17 protein-coding genes and 1 tRNA gene are annotated in these 25,998 nt (G+C 49.0%); 13 read left to right on the forward strand and 5 right to left on the reverse strand.

Going from position 1 to position 25,998, the window contains the following annotated elements:
• Positions 1-22: 22 nt before the first annotated feature.
• The 11 genes from ACMWL8_RS14100 to ACMWL8_RS14150 all read left to right on the forward strand — a co-directional run bounded on the left by ACMWL8_RS14100 (position 23) and on the right by ACMWL8_RS14150 (position 20,775).
• Positions 23-229 (forward strand): helix-turn-helix transcriptional regulator, encoded by a 207-nt coding sequence (locus ACMWL8_RS14100; protein ID WP_125363031.1) that lies wholly within the window; start codon positions 23-25, stop codon positions 227-229.
• 358 nt (positions 230-587) lie between these two features.
• On the forward strand, positions 588-689 hold the full coding sequence (locus tag ACMWL8_RS14105) for a zinc-ribbon domain-containing protein (RefSeq protein WP_223825732.1): 102 nt from the start codon (positions 588-590) through the stop codon (positions 687-689).
• Between the two features lie 262 nt (positions 690-951).
• Complete coding sequence (locus ACMWL8_RS14110; RefSeq protein ID WP_241276764.1) at positions 952-2,412, forward strand: DUF262 domain-containing protein; 1,461 nt, start codon at positions 952-954, stop codon at positions 2,410-2,412.
• A complete protein-coding gene (locus tag ACMWL8_RS14115) occupies positions 2,413-4,434 on the forward strand; it encodes a DUF262 domain-containing protein (protein WP_241276765.1) in 2,022 nt (673 codons plus the stop codon). It begins immediately after the preceding gene.
• Between the two features lie 462 nt (positions 4,435-4,896).
• Positions 4,897-5,949, forward strand: a complete 1,053-nt coding sequence (locus tag ACMWL8_RS14120) for a DNA cytosine methyltransferase (protein ID WP_148369027.1) — start codon at positions 4,897-4,899, stop codon at positions 5,947-5,949.
• 49 nt (positions 5,950-5,998) lie between these two features.
• The gene (gene drmD, locus ACMWL8_RS14125; RefSeq protein ID WP_166711131.1) at positions 5,999-9,139 is read left to right on the forward strand and encodes a DISARM system SNF2-like helicase DrmD; all 3,141 of its coding nucleotides are present in this window, start codon (positions 5,999-6,001) and stop codon (positions 9,137-9,139) included.
• Entirely contained in the window at positions 9,136-13,221 is a 4,086-nt protein-coding gene (locus ACMWL8_RS14130; protein WP_241276766.1) for a BREX-1 system adenine-specific DNA-methyltransferase PglX, read from the forward strand. The genes drmD and ACMWL8_RS14130 overlap by 4 nt, the downstream gene beginning before the upstream one ends.
• Before the next feature lie 125 nt (positions 13,222-13,346).
• Positions 13,347-17,321, forward strand: a complete 3,975-nt coding sequence (gene drmA, locus ACMWL8_RS14135) for a DISARM system helicase DrmA (protein WP_241276767.1) — start codon at positions 13,347-13,349, stop codon at positions 17,319-17,321.
• Between the two features lie 2 nt (positions 17,322-17,323).
• Positions 17,324-19,183, forward strand: coding sequence for a DrmB family protein (gene drmB / locus ACMWL8_RS14140; protein WP_414751598.1), 1,860 nt, complete (start codon positions 17,324-17,326; stop codon positions 19,181-19,183).
• 1 nt (position 19,184) lies between these two features.
• Positions 19,185-19,946 (forward strand): DISARM system phospholipase D-like protein DrmC, encoded by a 762-nt coding sequence (gene drmC / locus ACMWL8_RS14145; protein WP_241276769.1) that lies wholly within the window; start codon positions 19,185-19,187, stop codon positions 19,944-19,946.
• Between the two features lie 22 nt (positions 19,947-19,968).
• Entirely contained in the window at positions 19,969-20,775 is an 807-nt protein-coding gene (locus tag ACMWL8_RS14150; protein ID WP_241276770.1) for an HNH endonuclease, read from the forward strand.
• Between the two features lie 240 nt (positions 20,776-21,015).
• On the opposite strand, the gene ACMWL8_RS14155 is transcribed toward ACMWL8_RS14150, so the two are convergent.
• The 5 genes from ACMWL8_RS14155 to rraB form a co-directional block, all read right to left on the reverse strand.
• Positions 21,016-22,278 (reverse strand): tyrosine-type recombinase/integrase, encoded by a 1,263-nt coding sequence (locus ACMWL8_RS14155; RefSeq protein ID WP_241276771.1) that lies wholly within the window; start codon positions 22,276-22,278, stop codon positions 21,016-21,018.
• Between the two features lie 186 nt (positions 22,279-22,464).
• Positions 22,465-22,549 (reverse strand) — tRNA-Leu (locus tag ACMWL8_RS14160).
• Between the two features lie 104 nt (positions 22,550-22,653).
• Entirely contained in the window at positions 22,654-23,376 is a 723-nt protein-coding gene (locus ACMWL8_RS14165) for a hypothetical protein (protein WP_045259596.1), read from the reverse strand.
• A gap of 30 nt (positions 23,377-23,406) precedes the next feature.
• Positions 23,407-24,165 carry a tRNA isopentenyl-2-thiomethyl-A-37 hydroxylase MiaE gene (gene miaE / locus ACMWL8_RS14170; RefSeq protein WP_045259597.1) on the reverse strand — a complete coding sequence of 253 codons (759 nt, stop codon included), beginning with the start codon at positions 24,163-24,165 and terminating at the stop codon, positions 23,407-23,409.
• A 47-nt stretch (positions 24,166-24,212) separates the two neighbouring features.
• Positions 24,213-24,638 (reverse strand): ribonuclease E inhibitor RraB, encoded by a 426-nt coding sequence (rraB, locus tag ACMWL8_RS14175; protein ID WP_003862940.1) that lies wholly within the window; start codon positions 24,636-24,638, stop codon positions 24,213-24,215.
• A gap of 99 nt (positions 24,639-24,737) precedes the next feature.
• Here rraB and argL point away from each other — a divergent pair, with 99 nt between their 5' ends.
• Both argL and ACMWL8_RS14185 read left to right on the forward strand, forming a co-directional pair.
• Positions 24,738-24,833, forward strand: a complete 96-nt coding sequence (gene argL, locus ACMWL8_RS14180) for a putative translational regulatory protein ArgL (protein WP_213014347.1) — start codon at positions 24,738-24,740, stop codon at positions 24,831-24,833.
• The gene (locus ACMWL8_RS14185) at positions 24,803-25,843 is read left to right on the forward strand and encodes an ornithine carbamoyltransferase (RefSeq protein WP_045259598.1); all 1,041 of its coding nucleotides are present in this window, start codon (positions 24,803-24,805) and stop codon (positions 25,841-25,843) included. The genes argL and ACMWL8_RS14185 overlap by 31 nt, the downstream gene beginning before the upstream one ends.
• Positions 25,844-25,998 lie beyond the last annotated feature (155 nt).

The following is a 25,998-nucleotide window of genomic DNA, read 5'->3' on the forward strand; positions in this document are numbered from 1 at the left end:
TTCTTAACCGGAACACATCACTATGTATACAAAGCCCACATTGCTTGAAGATCAATTTATTGATATGAAATTCATTACCCAACTTACTGGCCTGAGCGACAAATGGTTTTACAAGCTGATACAGGATGGCTTATTCCCGAAACCAATTAAGCTGGGCAGAGCATCACGTTGGTTAAAAAGCGATGTGGAGGAGTGGTTGTATTATCGTATTTATGAATCGAGAAATTAATCTGTTCCAATTTCAACATGTTTGTGAATCTCACTTTCAAATTTTAACGCATCTTGTAGCGACTCCTCAGGATCGACTTACGTCTACCTGCAGGAGTCTGATGATGTTTGCTAAATCCTTTCTCGCTCTCGGCGGCAACGCTAGCCTGATCGGTACTAAAACGGCTCAGCCCCCCTTACGAGCGCTATACCTGCCATCTACGCCACTCAAGCCGCCTTTTATTCCGCCACTCTCAACTAGAAAGCTTACGTCTGACATATCGAAGCTGACATCAAACCAAAACATCTCGCCGTTGTGATTAATTACGGAAAGAGCAAAACTCAGGCCCTATTTTAGACGGTTCTGAATGACATGGCCGATGCGTGACTGGCAGTGCGTCATGTGCAGCGTAGATTTTCGCGGTGAGAAAAAATGCCCGGTGTGTAAGACGGGGACTACTGTCGGAAGTGGGATGTACTGAAGGATTAGCCCCTTAAAATTCTACATGTTAGCGCCATATCAAGCGATGTTGTATAAGCTCACATCAATACAAAAAATTATATGTTCATTATCATTCCTTGATTCAATAATGTCATGCAACGATGGGTATGTAAAAATGCTTCATAGGGAGCGGACATGAGGACATCAAAAAAAGAGCTGCTGGAAATTGCTTCCTATTTATTAAGATATGGTAAAGAAAAACCGCTAAGTGACTTTACCCAGCAGCCATTGGAGCCACAATCATGACGATTAAGCAGCCCGTCGAGGTCTGCATGATGGATTTTGCCACTTTGTGCGACAATGGGGCAACTTTACAGCTCGACCACTACCAACGCCCCTATGTTTGGGATAGACACAAGGTCAATCAGTTGCTAGAGGATTTGGACGAGTTCAGGCACAGCGGCAATGGGCAGAAAGTCTATTATCTAGGTACCCTATTGCTGCATCGGAATGACGAAAAAAAAGCCCGCTATGTGATCGATGGCCAACAACGCCTCAGTACCCTAGCAGTGCTGTATCATACTTTGCACAATGAATTACCCAAAGGGTTAGAATTTCATTACCGCTCTCCCATCTCAGCTCGTAATTTGCGAGTAGCACGCAAGCTAATGAGCGAACATCGTGAATCAGCTCTAGAGCCATCCATAGTTGAGCAATTGTGTTTTACGGTGATCACAGTTGAGCGCGAAGATCTCGCTTTTACCTTTTTTGATACTCAGAATTTTCGCGGAGTGCCACTTAAAGCGACTGATTTGCTCAAAGCTTATCACCTGCGGGCTGTGAACGGGCCCAACGTACGGCATGTAGAGTCATTGCAGCAAATCTGTGCTCGACGTTGGGAGCATGTTCAAATGGCAGGCCCTAGGCGGCAGGATTGTGAACAGCAAGATTTTGCACCCGAGCTGTTTCAGTACTATTTGTGGCGTGCCCGCAATTGGCGGGGTAATAAGAAAATGGAGCGTGAAGATCACGATAGTCTGCTGGAAGCCTTTCAACAAAAGAGTGTTGGTGGTGGTGAGATTGATGAGATCCCGCTCTACCCGGGTTATCACAATCAATTTGCCAATTCCCTTAAATTGCAAAGTAGCGATGACTATCGCTTGGCATTGAACCCTTTACAAATTAGTGGAAGTGCGGCCAATTTACCATTTACCTTGCGCCAGCCCATTCATAAAGGCATCTGTTTTTTCCTTTACGCTCAAAAATATGCCTCTTTACTTGATGCTCTTTTATACCAAGAGAATACCTGCCACGAATTAGAGGCATTCCGAGAGTTTTATCGGCGTGTGGTACGTGCTAATGCCTATTACTTGCAGGAGCTCTTTAACTTGGCCCTTCTGATGTATGTCGACCGTTTTGGTTATCAACATCTATTAGCCTTTGCAGTGGGTTTGGAACTGGTGTTGGGGGGATTACGGTTGGAGAAAAGTTATATCTTTAAAGAATCACCACTCAAGTACTTACGTGACGCTCCTTACAATCTGCTTGATGAGATATGTGGAGCCTATCGCCCACAAGAGGTGATGGCATTCTTGCGTTCTGAAATCGAACGTAGTAAGGGATACGGGAATGCTGTCTCCATCGTCCTCTCTAAGGGCGTTCAGGGGCGTTACCTTAATGCGCTGCTGGATTATTTCAATCTTGATGGTATCCCTGAGGGTGACAGTTGGGTACTTAAAGGTTGGCTAGGGATGGAAAAGTAGATGCAATATGAATCAAAATTAATGTCACTGGCTCAACTCATTGATGAAAAAAGGCTTTTCAATATTCCTATCTATCAACGCCTCTATGTATGGGGTAGTGACCAGATCAAAGTATTACTTGATGATCTAGTCTCCGCCTGTAATGCCGATAAGGATGTATTTTACTTGGGTAGTACGCTGGTGATTGAGCAAGGAAGGACAGAATCTGGGCACCCGTTGTTGGATCTGATTGATGGTCAGCAGCGTTTTACCACCTTGTGGTTGCTTAGCGTAGTAATCGAGCGACTGCTCTCATCATCGAAAAACAGTGAGCGAAGCCAAAATCCCCTTTCCTGTTTTCTCTATGCCCAGTTGGGAAATAGTCGTGAGCCGCGGATTCGGTTTGCCATTCGCCCTGAGGTAAGCCGTTTTTTTGCAGCCTTACTTGATGGCCGAGCTGCATCTGATGAGCAAAAGGCCGCTGCGTTGAGTTATGCGATGCAGGTCATGGAGGGTTACTTCACCCTTAGAACGGATGACACCCACCGGATTGATCTTGTCAAATTGGGTACGTTCATCCGTGATCGGGTTCAACTGGTATTGACCCTGGTACCGGCCAACACGGACCTTAACAAGTTGTTTGAGGTCATCAACAATCGCGGTGTGCAGCTGCAGCACCATGAAATTTTGAAAGCTCGCTTGCTGGCGTTACTGCCAGATAGCGCTGAGCGCGAAGCCTATGGCCAGATGTGGGATGCCTGCTCATTTATGGGGGCCTATGTCGAAAAGAACCTACGTACCGTTAAAGGAATAAAGCTGATCCCGCTTTATAATGTCGAGGATGCTAAACGAGACCGGGAGATGCTCTCTGATCCCTTGGTTATACGTGACGTACTGCTGGAATTAGGTACACAACAAGACCTCAGACACCACTCATTAGACGATATCCTCAATGATGAGACACTCCTGACGGAGCCATCTAACAATGCTTCTGAAAATAACGAGGCCTATGAAGCCGATGATGTACGCAGTATTATCGGCTTTTCCATGCTCTTACAGCATGTTTTACGCCTTTTTCTGTTACATCAGCAACGCGATGATATCAGCAAAATCCTAGACAAAGAGCTGTTACAGATCTTCCAGACTCATTGGCTGGCGGGGCTAGCCCAGTTTGAGAAATCAGAACAAGCCAATCAGATACGTCGCTTTATCGAGTTGTTGTGGCGTTGCCGCTATCTGTTTGACAAACATATCATCAAATGGATTAGCGATGATGCTAATGAAGAAGGTCATGGTATTCGTCGCCTCCGAGTGAATGAAAATCGGAACGGTTACCAAAGCCTTATTCGCGCTAGCCGTGATGCCGATAGCGGGTTTGCTATGTTACAAAGCATGCTCTATCACTCACAGCAATTGACCACCCATTACTGGCTAACTCCCCTGCTTAGTTACCTACTAAACCATGGCGGTGAAGGTGCCCACCGATACCTGCAATATCTGGACAATCACTTGCTTTGCAGTGGCAGTGAACAGCCACTGATCGAACGAACCCGTGCGTTTGTGTTAAATCCATGGTGCGATAGCTATCCGATCCGCGATATGCAGGCAGTGCTGAGAGCTGATGAGGGAACCGGATTTTCTCACTATTGGTTTTACAAGCTGGAATATATTCTTTGGGAGCATTACCGCTTTCAAAAAGGGAGTGCCTGGCAGGCATTCCGAATGACGGCCAGGAATTCAGTGGAGCATGTTTCCCCGCAGCAGCCTGAGCATTTTGATTCCAACCGAGTGAGCTCTGAAATACTGGACTGTTTTGGTAATTTAGGGCTAGTTTCACGCAGCATCAACTCAGAGTACGGCAACAAACCCTATGTTGAAAAACGGGCTCGTTTCATTGAGCGTAACCAGAGCAGGGTGGACTCACTCAAGTTGGCACTTATTTATGAAAATGAGCAGTGGAATGACGTGCTAGCATTGGCTCATCAGCAACAAATGCTTGAGGAATATAACGCATATTTTTCTGAGGTGGAGCTCGGGAAATAGCCTTCAGTAGAAATCCAATAAGTACGTTCCGCACAATTATAAACCTCGTTGATGGGTACTACATCAGGCAGGCGGACTATCAACCTGCCACTATCTTGTTCAACGCCCACGACCAGGCACCAAACCTGTATCCAGTATTCATTTACCCTACCAGCTGTTCATGAGATCATATAAGCAAATAACTTCTGGTATGGGGCTTTTCAGTCTAGATCGCTGGTCATCGGTTGAATGAATCATAGAAGGCTCTGGTAACAGCAAAATCACCATTTATGTGCAGCCCCAAAATGCTGTATTTTTATACATAAAATACTACATCATGGAAGTTGTGAGCTAAAGGCGCTCGCAGATGGTTGCATCTTGGACGTTGTGCAAATACTAATGAAGTGGGAATAAGATCTTGATACTCTTGTAGTAATTAATTTATGGGTATCTCTAAGTCTTTGAAAAGATGAGAAGAGTTAAATGAAGAAAGTATCTTGTGTCGATTTGTTTTGTGGTGCAGGTGGATTAACGCATGGCCTTGTACTTGAAGGCTTACCTGTAGTTGCAGGAATTGACATGGATCCGGCCTGCAAATTTCCTTATGAATCAAACAACAATGCCAAATTTATAGAACGGGATATAAGCAAAGTAACAACAACCGAATTAGATGCATTGTTTGGCGATGCTGACATCAAAATTCTCGCTGGCTGTGCGCCTTGTCAACCATTTTCTACCTATACACAACGTTATGAATCGGACGGTAAGGATGGTAAATGGGGGCTCCTGTATGAGTTTGCACGCCTAGCAGAAGGTACTCGCCCAGACGTGATCACGATGGAAAATGTTCCTACTGTGGCTAAACACCAAGTGTTCCACGACTTCGTCGAGGCATTGAAGTGTATTGGCTACAGCGTATGGTTTAGCATTGTTGATTGCACTCATTTCGGTGTCCCACAAACACGTAAGAGAATGGTTTTATTGGCATCACTCCATGGTGAGATAAAGATGTCTTCTCCAACGTGTACAAAACCCAAAACAGTAAGAGAAGCTATAGGCCATCTGCGCGCATTAAATGCTGGTGAAGCCGCTCCAGGAGATAAGCTGCATGTTACCTCCACATTGTCAGATAAGAATCTGGAGCGTATTAAGGCCTCAAAACCAGGAGGAACCTGGCGTGACTGGCCAGAACATCTTGTTGCCGATTGTCATCGAACAGAAAGTGGCAGAACTTACGCTAGTGTTTATGGCCGTATGGAATGGGACAAACCAGCACCAACCATGACAACGCAGTGCTATGGTTTTGGAAATGGTCGATTTGGGCATCCTGAACAGAACCGCGCAATCTCCCTGAGAGAAGCGGCAATTCTTCAGAGTTTTCCCCGTAACTATGCATTTATTCCCCATGATGGGCCAGTAAGTTTAAGGATTCTAGGGCGCTTAATCGGTAATGCAGTCCCAGTTGAACTTGGCCGAGCAATTGCACGCAGTATTAATTCACATCTTGCAAATGTGAATATGGTCACTGTGGAATGAAAAATATTTACTAATCATTTGGTTATCTGAATTAGAGTCTGGAAACAATATGGAAATTTCTAATACACCTGATATCCGAGTACAGCGAACTATTCCAGAACCCGGTCAGTTGGTTGAGGTCCGTCGGCGTCAATGGATTGTTGTGGAAGTTACTTCATCTCAATTGTTATCTGCCTCAGCTCAACAGCACGCAGTAACTTTGTCATCTATTGATGAAGATGGTTTGGGGGAAGAACTTGAGGTTATTTGGGAAATTGAGGTAGGTGCCCAGATTATTGAGCGAGCTGGGCTGCCCACAATCAGTGGCCAAGACGACTCCAGCACTCTTAATGCTTTCCTTGACGCAGTGCGCTGGGGAGCTGCCACTAATGCTAACCGAGGCTTCCTGCAGGCCCCATTTCGCAGTGGCGTTAGTATAGAAGACTTCCAACTCGATCCGTTGGTGCGTGCAATTGATATGGCCCGTGTCAATCTCCTCATAGCCGATGATGTCGGTTTAGGTAAGACTATTGAGGCTGGATTAATCATTCAGGAAATGCTGCTTCGACATCGAGCCCGTACAGTCCTGATTATCTGCCCTGCGTCGCTACAGGAAAAGTGGCGGATGGAGATGCAGGAAAAGTTTGGACTGGAATTTCAAATCGTCGACACTCGCTACATCAAGCAACTACGCCGAGAACGCGGGATCCATGCCAACCCGTGGACATCGCATTCTCGACTGATCACATCCATGGATTGGGCCAAAAGTGGCGAAGGCTTGAGAGCTATGCGCGATGTGTTGCCCTTGTATAGCAGCTACCCACGCAAGTTCGATCTATTGGTCATTGACGAAGCACATAATATCGCACCGGCTGCTGGGGCAAACTACGCATTAGAGAGTCAGAGAACGCGCTTCATCCGTTCAATCAGTCCTCACTTCCAGCACAGGTTATTTCTGACCGCTACGCCACATAATGGCTATACCGAATCCTTCACCTCACTGCTCGAACTTCTGGATGACCAACGTTTCGCCAGAAATATACTCCCGGACGATAAGCAGCTCAATCAAGTAATGATTCGTCGCCTCAAGAGCGATCTCGTCGATGCTGACGGCAATCTACTTTACGCCCAACGTAAGCTTGAAGCCTTACCGATCTTATACACTGCCAAAGAACGCGAAATTCACTCAAAACTCAATGACTACTGCAAGAGCCGAGAACTAGGTGCAGAGAAAACCGGTAGCACATTCGGGACTGCTTTCGTGAATCAGCTACTAAAAAAACGGCTCTTTTCCTCCCCTGCGGCCTTCGCATCAACACTCGAAAAACACATCGCTAGTCTGACTTATGGAAACCTGCGTAGTGATAATAGTCCGATGGACGACCGCATCTTGCGCAAAGCTATTCTTCGTGTTGATGAAGATTACGCTAACGACCAAGAGGTAGAGAACGCGCAATCTGAGGCTGTTGAAGAAGCTTCATGTCGAGCTCAGCCGCTCACGACCGACCAGCAACAAATGCTGAGTGAACTACGTAAATGGGCACAGATAGCCAGAAACCAAGTCGATTCCAAAGCTAAAGCCGTGCTCAGCTGGCTTGATACCAATCTGAAAACAAACGGTCATTGGAACGAACATCGGGTAATTCTGTTCACTGAATATCGCACTACCCTCCAGTGGATACATGAGATCCTAGCCAGCCATGGATTTGGTGGGGAGCGCCTTGCGATCCTACATGGTGGTATAGCGCAGGACGAACGTGAGAAAGTAAAAGCAGCCTTCCAGACCGCTCCCAAAGACTCTGCCGTTCGTATTCTTCTTGCTACCGATGCAGCATCTGAAGGTATCGATCTGCAGAACCACTGTAACTGCTTAATCCATCTTGAGATCCCCTACAATCCCAATGTCATGGAACAGCGCAATGGTCGTATTGACCGTCATGGTCAACGCCAGAAAGAGGTGTTGATCTGGCATCCTGTCGATGGCGATGAAAATAGCCAAGCTAGCATTGGAGGCCATAGTGGGGACATCATCCGAGCTCTACGTAAGCTCGAATCTATGCGATCAGACATGGGTAGTGTCAATCCGGTTATCGCGCCACAGATGTCGAAGCTGATTGAAGGATCTATCAGGGATTTTGATACTCGTATTGCAGAAGCTCGGATTGCCAAAACTAAACGATTCGTAAGCGCCGATCGTGAACTGAAAGAGCGGATAGCCCGGTTACATGACCGGCTACTATCCACTCAAAACGATTTCCATCTAACGCCAGAACATATCCTCATGGCTGTAAATACGGGACTTTCTTTGGCAGGCCGACCACATTTGGAGCCGTTTGCTCTTCCGGATGCTCCAGCTGGTTCAACATTCAAAATGCCAGCATTGTCAGGATCCTGGGCTCGTTGCCTGGAGGGGCTACGCCATCCCTATACTCTACAAACTCGCCCTATCACCTTTGACCATACCGTGGCGAGAGGACGTGACGATGTCGTACTCGTTCATTTGAATCATCGACTGGTACAGATGTGCCTACGTCTGTTACGAGCAGAAGTATGGGCTCGCGATGACGTGAAGAAGTTGCATCGTGTTACTGTACGTTCGGTGCCCGACACACTAATTGATGGCCTTGCCGTAGTAGTTAGTTCAAGGCTGGTTATCACCGGAGGCAATTACCATCGCCTCCACGAAGAGTTGACAACAGCTGGAGGTTATCTTGGGGATAAATCCTTCCGCCGTGAAGAAGGGGTCAATAAAGTTCAGCTATGGCTAGATAATAGTAAGCCAATGACAGCTTCTGACTCACTATTTGATGACATCCGTATTCGTTTTGAGCGTGCACAACACGCTATTCTACAGTCAGTGAACGCTAGGTCAAAAGACCGGCTCAAAGATTTGAGTAATACTCTTCAGCTCAGTAAGAATCGAGAATTGACGGACATTAGCACAGTGCTTGATGAACTTGAAAAAACCATCTGTATCGAATTAAAAAAAGATCAACAACCTGAGCAATTTTCACTGTTCTCAGAGGATGAACGAACCCAGCTCAAACGTGACACCGCAGCTCTGAAAGCTCGCCTTTCACGTATTCCTGAAGAGCGTGAACAGGAGATCCAAGCCATCGAAACTCGCTACGCTAAACTCGACGATCGTACTTTTCCTGTTGCTGTTACCTTCCTAGTACCTGAATCTACTGTTCAGAGGGGGGAAGCATGAGTATGGCCAGCATACACGATGATTGGCTCTCGCTAATCGACATTTCAGGCCCCTTCCTTGCTGTACCAGTACTAAAAGATGCATTCCCGCAAGGGCTGGAAGAGCTAGACGCTGCTAAGCGCAAACGACTGCGCCAAGCTTACGATGAGTGGCGAGAAGCACTGGAACAAGAAGATCCTCAGTTCAACAAATTGCATTTCGCGTGGATTGAAGAAGTTCTTTCACGTGGCCTTGAGTTTGATGAGGATGGGAAAGGCGATGTACTAAAGGGCACAGACTGGTGCGCCGCCAACTTGAACACTTTTCTCCCTGACCATGGTGTAGTTCTGTCACCAAATCTAGCAATTGTCGACGAGCAATGCGCGAACAAGCCTTTGATGCTCATTCATACCTATGCGCAAGATATCGATCTTGACGCAACTTTGAAAATAGACGGATGGGCCGCTACACCCACGGAACGTATGGTTCAGCTGTGCCGCTCCAGGGAGTGTCGCCTTGGTTTGGTGACCAATGGCGAACGCTGGATGCTGGTGGATGCCCCTGTAGGCGCAGTCACCAGCTTCGCCAGCTGGTATGCTCGACTCTGGAACCTAGAGCCCATAACACTGCAGGCCTTCGTGCACCTGCTCGGTATCCGCCGTTTTTTCGTCGATGAATCCGAACAACTACCCGCATTGTTCGACAGTTCTCTGAAATATCAGGATGAAGTAACCGATGCACTGGGAGAACAAGTACGTCGCGCTGTAGAAGTATTAATCCAGTCCCTTGATAAAGCTGATCAGGATCGCAACCGTGAACTACTTTACAACGTAAAAGAATCCGAACTCTATGAAGCGGCTCTGACAGTGATGATGCGCTTGGTGTTTCTGCTCTCAGCAGAGGAGCGCGGCCTGCTTCTTTTGGGCGATGAACGATACGAAGCCAACTATGCACTTTCCACCTTACGTATGCAGTTACGCAAGGTACCCGAAGAAATCCTAGAACGACGCTGGGACGCTTGGTCGCGCCTGCTGGCTGTCTTCCGTGCTGTTTTCTGCGGGGTGGAACATGAAAGTCTTCGTCTACCTGCACTGGGTAGTTCACTATTCGATCCTGATCATTTTCCTTTTCTGGAAGGACGGGCTAAAGGTTCCAGTTGGCGGACAGATACAGCCAAGCCACTGCCGATTGATAACCGCACAGTTCTGTTGTTGCTAGAAGCTATCCAGCAATTCCAGGGCCGAACACTCTCATATCGCGCACTGGACGTCGAACAAATCGGTTACGTATATGAAGGTCTGCTGGAACGCACCGTAAGGCGCACCGATGAAGTCACGCTGGAACTGGATGCCACCAAGAAATCACAGTATCCATGGGTTACACTGGCCGAGCTGGATGCAGCGAACACTGCTGGTGCCGAACAATTAATGAAGTTGTTGCAAGAGCGCTCCGGCAGTTCTGTCAGCCGAGTACGCAACAGTCTATACAAAAATGTCGATGACACCTTGGCTGATCGCCTACTCACTACCTGCCAAGGTGACATCCAGTTACGTGATCGTATCAAACCTTATGCCCATCTGCTGCGCACTGACCCTTGGGGTTATCCGCTAGTCTACCCCGCTGGTGCCTTCATCGTAACCAGCGGCTCAAACCGACGCGAAACTGGTACTCATTATACGCCCAAGTCCCTTACCGAAGCCATCGTCACCGAGACGTTGACACCAGTGGCCTATGTCGGCCCTGCAGAAGGCACACCCCGTGAAGGGTGGCGACTCAAATCTCCCACTGAACTGCTCGATCTCAAGATCTGCGACCCAGCGATGGGGTCGGGCGCCTTCCTGGTACAGGCCTGCCGCTGGCTGGCCGATCGCCTTGTCGAGGCCTGGATGCTTGCTGAAGCCAGCGGAAAGGCGGTGAGCGTGGATGGTGTCGTCTTGGACGCCCTTGGCACCTTTGAGCAGTTACCACGCGATATGGATGCACGCATCGTCATCGCCCGTCGCCTGATTGCCGAACGTTGCCTATACGGCGTCGATCTGAATCCGCTGGCAGTCGAACTGGCCAAACTATCGATCTGGCTTGTAACGCTAGCCAAGGGTCGTCCGTTTGGCTTCCTCGACCACAGTTTGCGCTGCGGTGATAGCCTGCTAGGTATCCATCAATTGGATCAACTGACCCAGCTTTCGATGAAACCTACTCCCAAGGGACAGCTACGCCTGTTTGGCCAAAGCATCGAAAAAGCTGTTCGGGAAGCAGTAGAATTGCGTCAGAGACTGCGCGAAATGCCTATCCGCGACATTCGCGACGTAGAAGCCATGGCGCATCTGAATGCCGAGGCACGCAGCAAGCTCGAAGTGCCGAAATGTATCGCCGATGCGTTTATCGGAGAAGTATTAACAGTAGGTGACAATGCTGCTGCGCTGGAGAACTCGCTGGCATTCCTGACTACTCAGGCCGGACAAGCTATCGACGGGGAGCGTAACGTACTTAACTTGATGTACCGGAGAGCAGTTGCCGCGCTCTCGATCGATCTTCCAGTAGACAAGACTGCACGTCGACCTTTCCATTGGCCGCTGGAGTTTCCGGAAGTGTTCGAGCGTGAATGCTGCGGTTTCGACAGTATCGTCGGCAATCCACCGTTCCTTGGCGGGAAGCGAATCAGCACAGTAATGGGTTCTGCCTACAGCGATTGGCTTTCCATTGCGCATCAAGGCGCCGGAAAAAACTCTGATTTGGTAGCACATTTCTTCCGTCGCACTTGGAACATAATCCGTGATAATAGTGGATTCGGCCTTATTGCTACTAACACTATTGCGGAAGGTGACACCCGCCAAGGGGGGCTTGAATGGATCCTGAATGAGGGGGCCATCATCTATGCAGCTTACCCGAACGAACGCTGGCCCGGAAAGGCGGCCGTCATCACCAGCCGCGTGCACGCGCACAAGGGGCGGTGGAATGGCGAACGTACGCTGCTTGGAAGACCTGCCTCTTTTATATCGGCTTTCCTATCCAACCGAGAGGAATGGAGTCTGAAGAAGCTCAAGGCAAACGACAAAAATGCTTACATCGGCTCTTTCGTAAACGGTATGGGATTTGTTCTAACCAACAACGATGCCCAGATGATGCTTAACGCTAATCCACGCAATGCGGAGGTGATTTTCCCTTATCTCAATGGTGAAGACCTGAACTCTGACCCGGAGCAGCAGGCCAGCCGTTGGGTTATTAACTTTTGGGACTGGCCAGAAGAGAAAGCTGCAACCTACCACGAGCCCTACATGTGGATAAGAGAACATGTTTACCCCGAGCGCTTGAAGAAGAGCAAGGAGAAATCGTACAAAAATATCATGTCTATGTGGTGGCTGTTTTGGCGCCACCGTCCAGAACTCTACCACGCAATTGGTCGTGGTCATCATTTCGAATGCCATCCAAATGGCTGGTTGCCAAATGAGCGATTGATGTCAAGAGTTCTTGCGATTACTCGCGTCAGTAAGACATTGGCCTTTTCGTTTGTCGATCCCAATATTGTCTTTTCAGACGCCATCGTTGCATTTTCTCTCAACCGCGGGAGAGATTTCGCTCTGTTACAATCGAATATCCATGCAGTCTTTGCGTGGCAACATGCATCAAGGCTTAAAACAGATTTGCGGTATAGCCCGACAGATGCACTAGAACCGTATGTTTTCCCACGTGGTTTCCATGACGCTCTGGGCGGCCAGCTTGATGATTTGGGAGAGCAGTTTCACCAAGAGCGCATTGAAGTCATGCGAGCCGATCAGATTGGCTTAACTAAACTTTATAACCGCTTCCACACTGACACCGAGCACGATTCTCGTATCGAAAGGCTGCGCGCATTGCAACGTGAAATTGATACCGCGACCGCCCAAGCCTACGGTTGGGATGACTTTGACCTTGGCCATGATTTCCACGAAGTTCCATATTTACCCGAGAATGACCGGGTTCGTTTCACTATCTCAGAGGCTGCTCGTGTCGAAGTGCTACAACGATTGTCAGAACTGAATCGTCTGCGCTATCAGGAGGAACTTGCTGCTGGCTTGCATGTAAAAGCGGCTAAAGCTAAGAGATTAAGTACGCCACGAAAATAATCCCCAACATTAATTTCAAACTAAGTTTGAGTTTGGGAAAGGTAATTCATTATTGATCAACGCAACCCCCGTTGATCTTGTTGTCACGGCTCAAAATTTCGTCTAGAGCGGTATGGAGGGAAATAATGATAAATGATAAAGCAACCAGATCACCTAATGCATGGTTCGCGATTGACCGTGCCCAAGTGAAAGATCCGACCTTAGCCCTCTATACGCAGCGCTTAAAAGGCGAGCGAGAACTCAATCAAGGCATCTCAAATGACGATTGGGTCGTGATTCTAGATACCTCAGGCCATATCACGCGAATCGGACGCATTCTGCGTATTCGCTCCGATCTTGAAAGTACAACGCTGTTTTTCGATCGCATGTTGCACGTCAAGCCATCTATTTCGGTTGGTATGACCTCACTCACACTACCAGCAAAAGGAAGTTCTGGTCGTATTCAATGGAAAGAATTCATTGAAATGCTCCCAAATGCACTGAATACGAATATTGCTGAAATACCAAAAATCGGGGATCAAACCTATATCCGCGAACTGCTGCAATTGGCTGTGATGGACGACTTGCTTGGCCCTGCTGGTGGCCCTAATGAGCTCATCGTCGATATGGGTGTACGCGACCGCTACCTAGTTGGCAAACTCGCCCCACGTGAAGCAGCCGAAAGAGGACAAGAGTTTCCTGTTGATGCTGAAGATATTGAAGATGAGGAGCCAGACCTGATCGTCAAAGCGAAGACTGCAAAGGTGAACTCTCCCTCAGTCCTTGGTAGCGGCGAAACAGATACGGCAGAAGAGATTGATGCAGCCAGCAATCAATCATTGGTGCCCAGTAGCCTCGGCATGACTTTCTGCGTGGATGGCGACGTCGATCGGATCGAGATCGAAGCGTGTTGGGGACGATATGAGCGTGTGCCAAATGATGAACATCAATTCTTTAAGTCCAATGGGCAAAAAGCTAAGGTGTGGAAACGCATTCCTTGTGGCGGCAAGATCGTACTCCCCCTGATCGAAGGCTCGATTTCACATAATGCTCCGGATAGTACTTCCCCGGAAGTTAGAGTGCAGGGCTCTATTCGAGCCAAAAATGACAATGGTGATCGGCTGATTACACTCTTCCTCGTTAATGCGCAGGAAGAACCGGATACAAACCGTGATACAGCATGGGTGTTTCAACCAGAGCTGATCGTTCGAGCAGCGAAAGATGCTACCAAGCCTGCCATTTTCAGGCGCAGACCGGTACTAGATGCAGATGGTATGGACCCAGAGCGCGAAGCACTTGAGATGATCTACCGAGATCGTGTCGAGTTCGCCGTAGGTCATGGAGTTGCAGTTCATGCAGAAATAGCGGATGACGTCACACTAGCCACAGAAGTGCGTACTACAGTGATGCCACAGTACGAGGTTCAGGCAACTGAGACTCCTGGGCTTGAGCTATCCGATCGTCCAGCTATGCGAGAAATGGTAAGTAGTGGTCTGCTTGATATGCAACGACTAGCCACTTTGGACATTGATCCATTAGTTGATGCCTTGAGTGTGCTAACTAATGACTACGCTACCTGGATTGATGAACAGAACTTGAGTGTGAGCAGCAAGGCCAAAGGCTTCGATAGCCAAGCCCAAGCGGCCATAAATCGTTGTCAGGAGATCCATACCCGCCTGCAAGAAGGTATCAATACACTTAAGTATAATGAGAATGCTCTGGCGGCCTTCCGTTTCGCCAACCAGGCGATGGCCACGCAACGTATACGCAGCTTGTATGCACTTGCCATGCGCCGAGGCGAGGACGTTACCCTAGATAAGTTCGATGTTCTGAAGAACCGCAGCTGGCGTCCATTCCAGTTAGCTTTTCTGTTGCTGTCGATTCCATCCCTGGCGGATCCGTGTCACCCAGACCGAGTCAAACCTATTGAGGCTTATGCGGACCTGCTGTGGTTTCCTACCGGGGGTGGTAAGACTGAAGCCTATCTGGGTGTAGCCGCCTTCACCATGGCTATTCGACGTATGCAGGGTAATTTGGGCGGGTACGATAGCTCGCGTGGTTTGACTGTAATCATGCGCTACACCCTTCGTTTGCTGACACTGCAACAGTTCCAGCGTGCTACAGCACTTATTTGTGCAATGGAAGTGCTGCGACGTGAGGCACTAAATAAGGGTGATAAGTCCCTCGGAACGGAGCCATTCACTATTGGCCTATGGGTCGGCAATAAAGTGACTCCGGGAACGACTGAAGATAGCCATAATGCTATCGAAAAAACACGTAACACGGGTAGTTATAATGCAGGAACAGCCTCACCCGTCCAACTGACCAGCTGTCCATGGTGTGGTACCGAAATCATTCCTGGGCAAGATGTCGAAGTTAAAAAGGATAAAGCTGGCGGCCGAACCTTTATCTATTGTGGTGACAAAAAAGGACGTTGCGAATTTTCCAAGGGAAAGTCCAGCAAGCAACTACACCCTGGAATACCAGTACTGGTGGTAGATGAAGAAATCTACCATCGTCCTCCGACAATGATGATTGCCACAGTGGATAAGTTCGCCATGATGGCATGGCGTGGCCAAGTGCGGACTCTTTTTGGCAGAGTTGAAAAAGAATGTGAGCGGCACGGTTTACTCTGGCCTGGGGCCAATTGCACTGGAAACCACCAAGCATTCAAAGGACAACCTTCAGCTAAAGTGAAGGCCATCCCCCCCATCCGACCACCTGATTTAATAATCCAGGATGAGTTCCACCTAATAAGTGGGCCACTGGGTACCATGGTAGGTTTGTATGAAACTGCCGTCGATGAGCTGTGTAGCTGGACACTCAACGGTAAAACGGTAAAACCGAAAATCATCGCCTCAACGGCGACGGTGCGCAAAGCCAAAGAACAAGTAAATAATGTATTTATGCGTCAAGTTTCGGTATTCCCGCCACATGGACTAGATGTGGAAGATAACTTCTTCTCAGTTCAACGCCACATTAAGGATAAATTTGGGCGACGTTATCTGGGAGTCTGCTCCCCCGGTAGCTCGCGCCCAGCAATGCTAATTCGTGTCTATACCGCTTTCTTAACTGCGGCACAGGAACTATTTGACCACTTCGGTGAACCTGCTGATCCTTATATGACTATGGTCGGCTACTTCAACTCTCTGCGTGAACTAGGTGGAATGAAGCGATTGGCAGAAGATGATGTGCAGACACGTTCCTATCGCGTGCAAATGAGCATGGTGGAACGGCCTGCATTGGCACAACGTAGTGTCAACAACATCCGCGAATTGACTTCTCGTGTATCCAGCCAAGATATCCCGAAGTACCTCGACAATCTTGAGGTCAAGTTTAAGGCCGAGTTTGATAACTCTGCAGGTAAATACGTAACGAAATGGCAGGAGGGTGATACTCGCGCTATTGATGTAGTGCTGGCGACCAATATGCTGTCAGTGGGAGTCGATGTGAATAGACTCGGCCTGATGGCAGTGAATGGACAACCTAAGGGAACGGCCGAGTATATTCAGGCTACCAGTCGTGTTGGACGTTCATTCCCCGGCCTAGTTTGCACCGTACTTACGTGGGCCAGACCGCGTGACCTCTCTCATTACGAAACATTCGAACATTACCACGCCACCTTCTACAAGCATGTTGAGGCTCAATCGGTAACGCCATTCTCTCCACGTGCAATGGATCGTGGTTTGACAGGGGCGTTGCTAAGTCTTATGCGTCTGAAGAATAACGAGTTCAGCCCGAATGAAGGTGCGGGTAAATTGGATATGTCAAACCAGAGTGAACTCGCTCATGCAATTGAAGTTTTAGCGACTCGTGCAGGCAATGTAGCAGAAGATAATGCACGTAAGTTGTTAGCTGAAAATGAACTGAAAGAGCGTGCCGACGAATGGGCCAAAGAGGCCAGTAAAGGCGGACGAATTTTGGGATATGAAAAGAGAGGACCCGAAAAAGACAAGACTGTGGCGTTGATCAAATCACCAGGGCTTCAAGCGTGGGACAACTGGACTGTACCTATGTCAATGCGAGAAGTTGAGTCTGGAGTACGCCTGATTATGGACACCAAATTTATCAAGGACGATCACGATTGGAAGCCTCGTCCTGCAACGAATGACGAGGATTGAATATGATCATCAATAACAAAACTCCAGTCGGCGAAGTACGCCCAAGCCAGTTGCTATGGACTTATGGGCCTGGCGCGCTAATCGATCTACCGAGCCTATCTGTAGTGACACTAGGTATTGACCAGTGGGAGCGAGATCGCTGCCAGCCAATTCAAGAGGCCCGGCTTCTTGCTGCTGTTCGGAAGGTATTAGGATCACAAGTCGAAAATTTGAGAATGCCGCCCTTTCAGAAAAGCGAGCTCGTTGACCCCTGGTCAGCCGAGGCCAACATAGGTGTACCTGTTCGTCCATTTCCTCGCTGGATGCGCTGTGTAAAGTGTGGTTTGTTGTCGCCCTTTGATGATGGTCTGCTTGAGATCAGAGAGGATCGATTCAGGGCCGAACGAACTCGCTTTGTTCACAAAGGCTGTACAGGTTCTAAAAGGAATTTACCCGCTAAGGATGCTGATGCTGTTCCTGCACGTTTTCTGCTTGCCTGTCGTGACGGTCATCTAGATGACTTTCCTTGGCACTACTTTGTCCATGGTGGCAATAGTACATGCAAAGGGACACTGCGCTTCTTTGAGAGCGGTGCATCCTTACAAACCGAAAACCTGTGGGTACGGTGTGATAGCTGTGAGGCATCACGAAGCATGGCCCATGCCTTCGGCAAAGCCGGTAAAGAAAATCTTCCAGCTTGTCGAGGTCGCCACCCACATTTGGATCAATTCGACATTGACTGCGGTGAAGAACCACGGGCAGTACTGCTAGGAGCCACAAACAGCTGGTTTCCGATAACGCTTTCTGCATTGGCCATACCCCAAACAAAAAATCCTCTCAGTCAGTTGATTCAAGATGGATGGCCGTTCTTTGAAGCAATTACAGCTGAAGTCATGGTTCCCATCGTTGTGCAGACACTCAAGCTAACTGGCGGTCTCCCTGGAATCGACAAATATAGCGTGTCAGACATCTGGTCAGCCATCGAAATGCATCGTTCTGGTGGCGATAGCGAATTTGTCGGTGAAGCCGATATCAAAGGTCCAGAATGGGAAGTGCTGACAGAGGCCAACCCTCCCACGGATTATCCACACTTCATGAGTAAGAAGATCGGAACCCCAGCACAATTCATACCGTACATCAGCCGTGTATTACTACTTGAACGACTACGAGAAGTTAATGCTCTGCTTGGTTTTACTCGAGTAGAGGCACCAGAAGGATCCGGAGAGATAAATGAACGTCCTCAGATGGCTAGCTTGGCACGCAATAAACCTGAATGGGTGCCAGCTAACCAGGTGCATGGGGAAGGTATCTTCATCCAATTCGATGAAAAATCTCTTTTAGATTGGGAATCACTGGATGCCGTCAAGCAAGTAGACAAGTTGCTTCGTGGTGGGCCTACCGGTTGGCGTAACTCTCGTAATCTCGATCCGAATGAAGATTACCCAGGTATCCGATATGCCATGCTGCATACCCTATCTCATTTGTTGATCCGTGAACTAGCACTGGAATGTGGATACAACGCAGCAAGTATTCGCGAACGTATCTATGCTGATACATCAAACGGCAGTCCACAAGCTGGTATCTTGATCTACACGGCAGCAGCTGATTCTGATGGCACACTGGGTGGTCTTGTAGATCTTGGTAAACCAGAGAATCTTGGTCGCCTGCTGGTACAAGCATTAAATCGTTCTAAGATCTGTTCTTCTGACCCACTATGTTCTGAACATAACCCGGAGAAAGATCGGTCATTACATGCCGCAGCCTGCCATGCATGTACTCTGGTAGCAGAAACCTCCTGTGAGCAAGGCAATCGCTATTTGGATCGATCGCTATTAGTACCAACACTTGAGCGCATTCACGCTGCATTTTTTAAGGGTTTTTAACATGGATGAACTCTTAGATGCTGTTGCCGAGCTAGTTTGTCTGGTTTCTCCTGAAAAGATACAAGCGATCGCAGGCCGAGTTCGACGGACTGAAGCCTGCAAGGCTCTGCTGGTACTGCCAGGTGCAGTAGGAACTCCCAAGGCAAGTAACGCTATTGAGAGACTAGCAATTGCATGGCGAAACACCATGGTCAGTTCAGATGAACTAGCATCTATGCTTCTTGCTGCAAGCCATGTTTACTTTAAAGTTAGCTCAGAGCAAAGTACTGAACTTGTATGGACTGGCCCAACAACACCTTTTGTATCTGTTCGCCGTACAGAGCAAGTGCTGCTACAAATAATCAATGCGGCAAAACAGTCTTTATTTATTACCAGCTTTGTTGCCTATGATGTGTCGAGTATTGTGAATGAATTGAATATAGCTATAAAGCGTGGCGTTACCATTACAATGTTGCTGGAATCTTCACAAGAGCATGGTGGCAGTATCAATATTGATATAATCGGTAAGATGCAGGCGCTTATACCTGGCGCACATATTTACGCTTGGAATAATAAAAACAATGAATATTCAGAAGGTCGCGTGCATGCGAAAGTAATTGTTGCCGATGGTCACACTTGTTTTATTACAAGCGCAAATCTAACTGGGTATGCCATGGAGAGAAACATTGAAGCAGGAGTACTTATTACAGGCGGAGGGATTCCAGAAGCACTTAGTGATCATCTGTACTCTCTTATAAACACAAATATCATTAGTCTGATTTAATTTATTCAGCTTGATATAAAAAATGAATCTTCGTACTAAGGATAAAAAATTGAATGCATCTGAAAATGGACTATTAGAAGTAGCTTGGTATCTCGCTAAGTATGGAAAAAAAAAGCCTCCTGAAGCTCTGGATGTTGATACGTGGAAAGCAGCAATATCACTATTTTATTCAACATTTGGTGCAGGTAAGACGAGAATTGAATTTTATAACAGTCTAAAAAACCACCGTGATCGTTTTGATTCTTGGCTAAGTGATGTACGCACAGGCTGGCGGAATGCTGATGGTTCTCCGAGCGAGCTCCCGTTGTCTGCTCAGATTGTTATGAACAAAATGAACAAACTACCAGAGTCACTTATTGAACAAAAAATTTTATCTTGGCTGTCGATAACCTCTTCAGAACAAGAACTGGCTGATATCTTACCTATTCAACAAGATAAAAATCTGGATGAAACGATGAAAGAACGATTAGTCGCTTCAAGGCTTGGACAAGGTGAATTCAGGAAAAAATGCCTTAAACTGTTCCCTGCCTGCCCTATAACTGGTATTTCTTTTCAACCACTATTAAGGGCTAGCCATATTAAGCCTTGGGCCGCGTGCCAGAATGGTCATGAGCGACTGGATCCTTATAATGGAATAATGTTGGCAGCTCATATTGATGCTCTTTTTGACCAAGGATGGCTGTCATTTAATAATAATGGGCACATCTTAATTAGCACCGAACTTGATTTTGAAGTTAAAACACAACTAAACCTACCTGAAAATATCCCACCATTCTCGGAACAGCATCATCACTATCTAAAATGGCATCGAGAAAATATATTAAGATGATGATATTATTTTCGTGGAAACAGTTGCACAAAAACACGCCAATTAAAAGCATGCTTCCTGACGTATGTAAATAGATGAAATTGAGTATTGGTTAATCTATTCAGTGAAGCTTAAAGCAGACATCCAACCACCCTCATGTTCAGATGCCTGCTTTACTGACATTTTTTATCAAAGGTCCTCTTGGAGATAGATCGCCCGCAACACTATGTCGTATGTTGCAAATACTATACTCAATAAGGCTTATCTATTTCCCTGAATTAATTTTGCAAAATCAAACGGACTCACTACCCCTTCCCGATTAACATCCAGAAAATCAGCCCACCACTGCAGCATCAGTCGCCGCTCATCAAGATGTTCGGCCTTATGAATGTAAGCTGCACGTACTGAGTTACGTTCCATATGACTCATCTGCCGTTCCACTGCATCCCTCGACCACAATCCAGACTCAATCAATGAACTACAGGCCATTGTCCTGAAACCATGCCCACAAACCTCTACCTTGGTGTCATAACCCATAACGCGCAGGGCCTTGTTCACCGTGTTCTCACTCATCGGTTTGCGATGGTCGTGATCGCCAATGAAAACAAAATCGCGATCGCCACTAAGTTTGTGTACCTGTTTAAGGATTGCTAACGCCTGACGAGATAACGGCACCAAATGAGGCGTACGCATTTTTGAACCACGCTGGGAGTGCTTCACCCCTTCAATAGCTTCTCGCTCTGCTGGGATCGTCCACATCGATGTTTCAAAATCGATCTCAGACCAACGAGCAAAACGCAGTTCACTTGAACGAATAAATACAAGGAGGGTTAGCTCAACGGCAAGGCGGGTCAAAGGTCTACCCGTATAGCTGTCAATGCGCTGAAGCAGTTCGGGGGTACGTTTCAACTCCAATGCAGGTCTATGCTGCCTGTTACTTGAAGCAACAGCACCAACCATTTCCTGTGCGGGATTGTAATCAAGTAAACCACTCTGAACGGCATATCTCATAATTGCAGTAGTGCGCTGCTGTAGACGGGATGCCACCTCAAGTCGCCCCGACAACTCTACCGCTTTGATTGGGACTAGCAGGTCTCTAGTTTTAAGATCAGCAATATTTCGCTTACCTATGGCAGGGAAGAGATTATCCTCCAGACTTTTCAGTACTCGTCGGCTATGTTCTTCCGACCACTTTTTATTTGTGGCATGCCACTCAATAGCAAGTTGTTCGAAAGTACGTGCTTCTTCCTGCTCAACCTTATCATTTTTCTTTTTATCTCCCGGATCAATGCTGTTTGCCAAAAGCTTACGAGCCTCATCACGACGAGCCCTTGCATCAGCGAGTGACACATCAGGATAAACACCCAGAGCCAGCATCTTTTGCTTGCCGTCAAAACGGTACTGCAAACGCCAGTATTTCGAACCATTAGGATGGACAAGCAAGTGCATACCACTGCCATCAGTCAGCTTATATTGCTTATCCGTTGGCTTGGCTGTTCTGACTTTGATATCTGTTAGAGCCATGCTTATCCCCTCCCTGTTGGTACAAGCATTATCGAACCGGAAATACCATCATCTGTACCAACATCTGTTGGTAGATGTACGTTGAAGTCGGTTGACTTTGAAAGAGTTAATATAGCGGGAATAATGGGTAAATACTGGATTTCAGGCACAAAAAAAGACGTCCGTTGACGTCTATTGATGTTCCGATGGTGCCGAAGGCCGGACTCGAACCGGCACGTATTTCTACGGTTGATTTTGAATCAACTGCGTCTACCGATTTCGCCACTTCGGCACTGAAGGGGATGCGGAAACGTTGTGGATTATACCTGTCGCGCGCCGCCATGCAAGCGACGACGCGCGAAACCCACTCTAAGTGCCCAAAAAACCAGCGCCCCTTCACTCCAGCTCAGACACCGCCAGACGAATCACCCCTGCCGCCTTCTGCTCCGGCAGCGCCAGCACCTTCGCCCACATATCCTGCACCATATCGCAGGAGAGCTTCTCTTTGCCCGCCGCCTTCTCCGGCATCTGCAACAGCTGGATGTCCTCGCCGTACTTATCGGCAAGCGCCTTCATAATGGGCCGCGCGTCCTCGACAGCCGCCTCACGCTCGGCCTGCGTCACGGTGTGGCGGTTTTTGCCGTAGGCCGCGCGCATCATGTCCGCGTCGGCCTGCATGCGCCGCGTCATCAGGTCTTTATCCAGCATGCGCATCGGATTGATGCCGCCCTTCACCATCGGGTAGAGGAAGCGGAAGCAGGCGTCGTCGCTCACCTTCTGGATGGCGGCGGTCTGCTCCATGTTGATGGTCATGTAGTTCACCACGTTGGCGTCCGGGGCGTTTTGCAGGCGCGACATCTGCAGATGCAGGATCTGCGGCTGGATGGTGTCGATAATCTGCTGCTCCGGCTCGCCCGCTTTTTGCAGGGCGGCCATCTGGTCGAGGATGCGCTGATGCAGCACAGGCTCCTGCTCCTTAATCACCTGCCAGGCGGGCATCGCGTTGAGGACGGTATCAATTTGCGCTTCCGGAGCGCGCTGCCTGTCGAAGAAGACCCAGAACGCCACGGCGGCAGCCGCGACAATAACAATGACCGTACTGATCCACGTTTTTTTCATCTCGCATCCTTATCCTTGCGTTATGCCGGTTTACACCGGCACGCCGCTGTGGAAGCGAAACTCGTGGTCCGGTGTCGAGATAAGTGTGGCTTCAATTTCGCCAAAATGCTGTATGCGCGGTGAGATATCGTCGTCGCTTACCTGCTGGGCCAGCGTCAGGTAGTCCTGATAGTGGCGCGCTTCCGAGCGCAGCAGCGAGAGATAGAACTTCTGCAAATCATCGTCGAGGAACGGGGCCAGCGCGGCGAAGCGTTCGCAGGAGCGGGCTTCGATGTAGGCGCCGCAGATGAGCTTGTCGATCAGCGTCAGCGGTTCGTGAGTGCGCACTTCCTTCAGCATCCCTTTGGCGTAGCGGCTGGCGGTGATTTTGACGTACGGAATGTCGCGTGCCAGCATCGCCTCGCGCACCTGCCAGAAGTGGTGCAGCTCCTCTTTAATCAGCAGCACCATGCTGTCGATGAGCGCCTGGCCCCACGGGTCGTCGGTTTTGGGCATTACGCTTTTGCCAATCTGCTTATGCAGGGCGATGAAGTCCGGCTCCGGGCCGTCGCGAAAGGTGAACTGTTCGTAGGGTTTGAGCCAGTCGAGCAGCGCGTCGGCACCGCTTTCGTCGGCGACGTATTTACGCACGAGTAATAACGCGGTCTGGGCGGCCTTGAGCTCGCACACCATGTGGTCGGTGAGCAGCAGCGGCAGGTTTACCGGGTCGCGGGCTTTATCAATCCATGCTTGCGGGGTCGGGCACTGGAGGAAGTTGAGTACGGGGGCGAGTATCTGCGGGTAATCCATGGTTCTGCCTTGAAAAAAGCGGTGGCGCGCGCCACCGCCTGAATCACTTAGTGACGCACGCCGTCGTCGTCTTCGTCGACGTAATCTTCGTCGTCGCCTTCTTCGCCGTCTTCACCGTTCGGATCTTCGAAGTAGGTTCCCCAGCCGTCGTATTCCACCTCAAACTTCTCGGCCAGGTTCATCAGCTGTTCTACCTGCGCGTCGATCAGCTCCGCCTTCAGCGCGCCTTCGCTCAGGATGTCGCAGCAAATGACGGTGTCGCCCTCTTCCACTTCCAGCTCTTCCGGCTCGGTCACTTCGTAACCCAGCTTGAAGGCTTCTACGGCCATTTTTTCCAGCGCGTCGAAATCATCCGCAGAGAAATGGTGCTCGATGGTGTACAGCGCGTCCGGATCGCTACCGTCTTCCAGCAGTTCTTCAATAATCAGACGCGTCTCTTCGCGTTGCTCTTCCAGTAATTCCGGGTTTGCCATGGCTCAATCCTCTTTAAAGTGCGGCAGATACTTCTATTTTCACACACGGACGGGTTTGCCTCCACCTTTGTTGGAAAGATTTGTGAAACGGGGTTGCAAATGAATAATTACACATATAAAGTGAATTTTAATTCAATAAGTGGCGTTCGCCATGTGAGGATAAAATGTCTGATCTGTACAAGAAACACTTTCTGAAATTGCTCGACTTTACCCCTGCACAGTTCACTTCTCTGCTGACCCTTGCCGCACAGCTCAAAGCCGATAAGAAAAATGGCAAGGAAGTACAGAAGCTTACCGGTAAGAACATCGCGCTCATCTTCGAAAAAGACTCGACCCGTACCCGTTGCTCTTTCGAAGTTGCCGCATTTGACCAGGGCGCACGCGTCACGTATTTAGGGCCGAGCGGCAGCCAGATTGGGCATAAAGAGTCAATTAAGGACACCGCGCGCGTGCTCGGGCGGATGTACGACGGCATTCAGTATCGCGGCCACGGCCAGGAAGTCGTCGAAACGCTGGCGCAGTATGCGGGCGTGCCGGTGTGGAACGGGCTGACCAACGAGTTCCACCCGACGCAGCTGCTGGCGGACCTGCTGACCATGCAGGAGCACCTGCCGGGCAAGGCGTTTAACGAGATGACGCTGGTCTACGCAGGCGACGCGCGCAACAACATGGGCAACTCGATGCTGGAAGCGGCGGCGCTGACGGGGCTGGATCTGCGCCTGGTGGCTCCGAAGGCCTGCTGGCCGGAAGAGAGCCTGGTGGCTCCGAAGGCCTGCTGGCCGGAAGAGAGCCTGGTGGCGGAGTGCAGCGCGCTGGCGGAGAAGCACGGCGGGAAGATCACCCTCACGGAAGACGTAGCCGCGGGCGTGAAGGGCGCGGACTTTATCTATACCGACGTCTGGGTGTCGATGGGCGAAGCCAAAGAGAAGTGGGCGGAGCGGATTGCGCTGCTGCGAGGGTATCAGGTGAACGCGCAAATGATGGCGCTGACCGGCAATCCGAACGTGAAGTTCCTGCACTGTCTGCCCGCGTTCCATGACGACCAGACCACGCTCGGCAAGCAGATGGCGAAGGAGTTCGACCTGCACGGCGGGATGGAGGTGACGGACGAGGTGTTTGAGTCGGCGGCGAGCATCGTGTTCGACCAGGCGGAAAACCGGATGCATACGATTAAGGCGGTGATGGTGGCGACGCTTGGGGAGTGATTGGGTCCTCTGCGCGCTGGTGCCCTCACCCCGGCCCTCTCCCACTGTACGGTCCGGGGACATAGTGAACACTTGTTCGGGGACATGGTAGACACTTACAACTGAGGCATAAGAACCCGTTTATGGAGTCGCTTATGCCCTGGGATGCGAGAGAT

Origin of the sequence: Enterobacter sp. 04-C-12-SI-ECC (assembly GCF_047530715.1) — a bacterium.
Classification (GTDB): Bacteria; Pseudomonadota; Gammaproteobacteria; order Enterobacterales; family Enterobacteriaceae; genus Enterobacter; species Enterobacter bugandensis.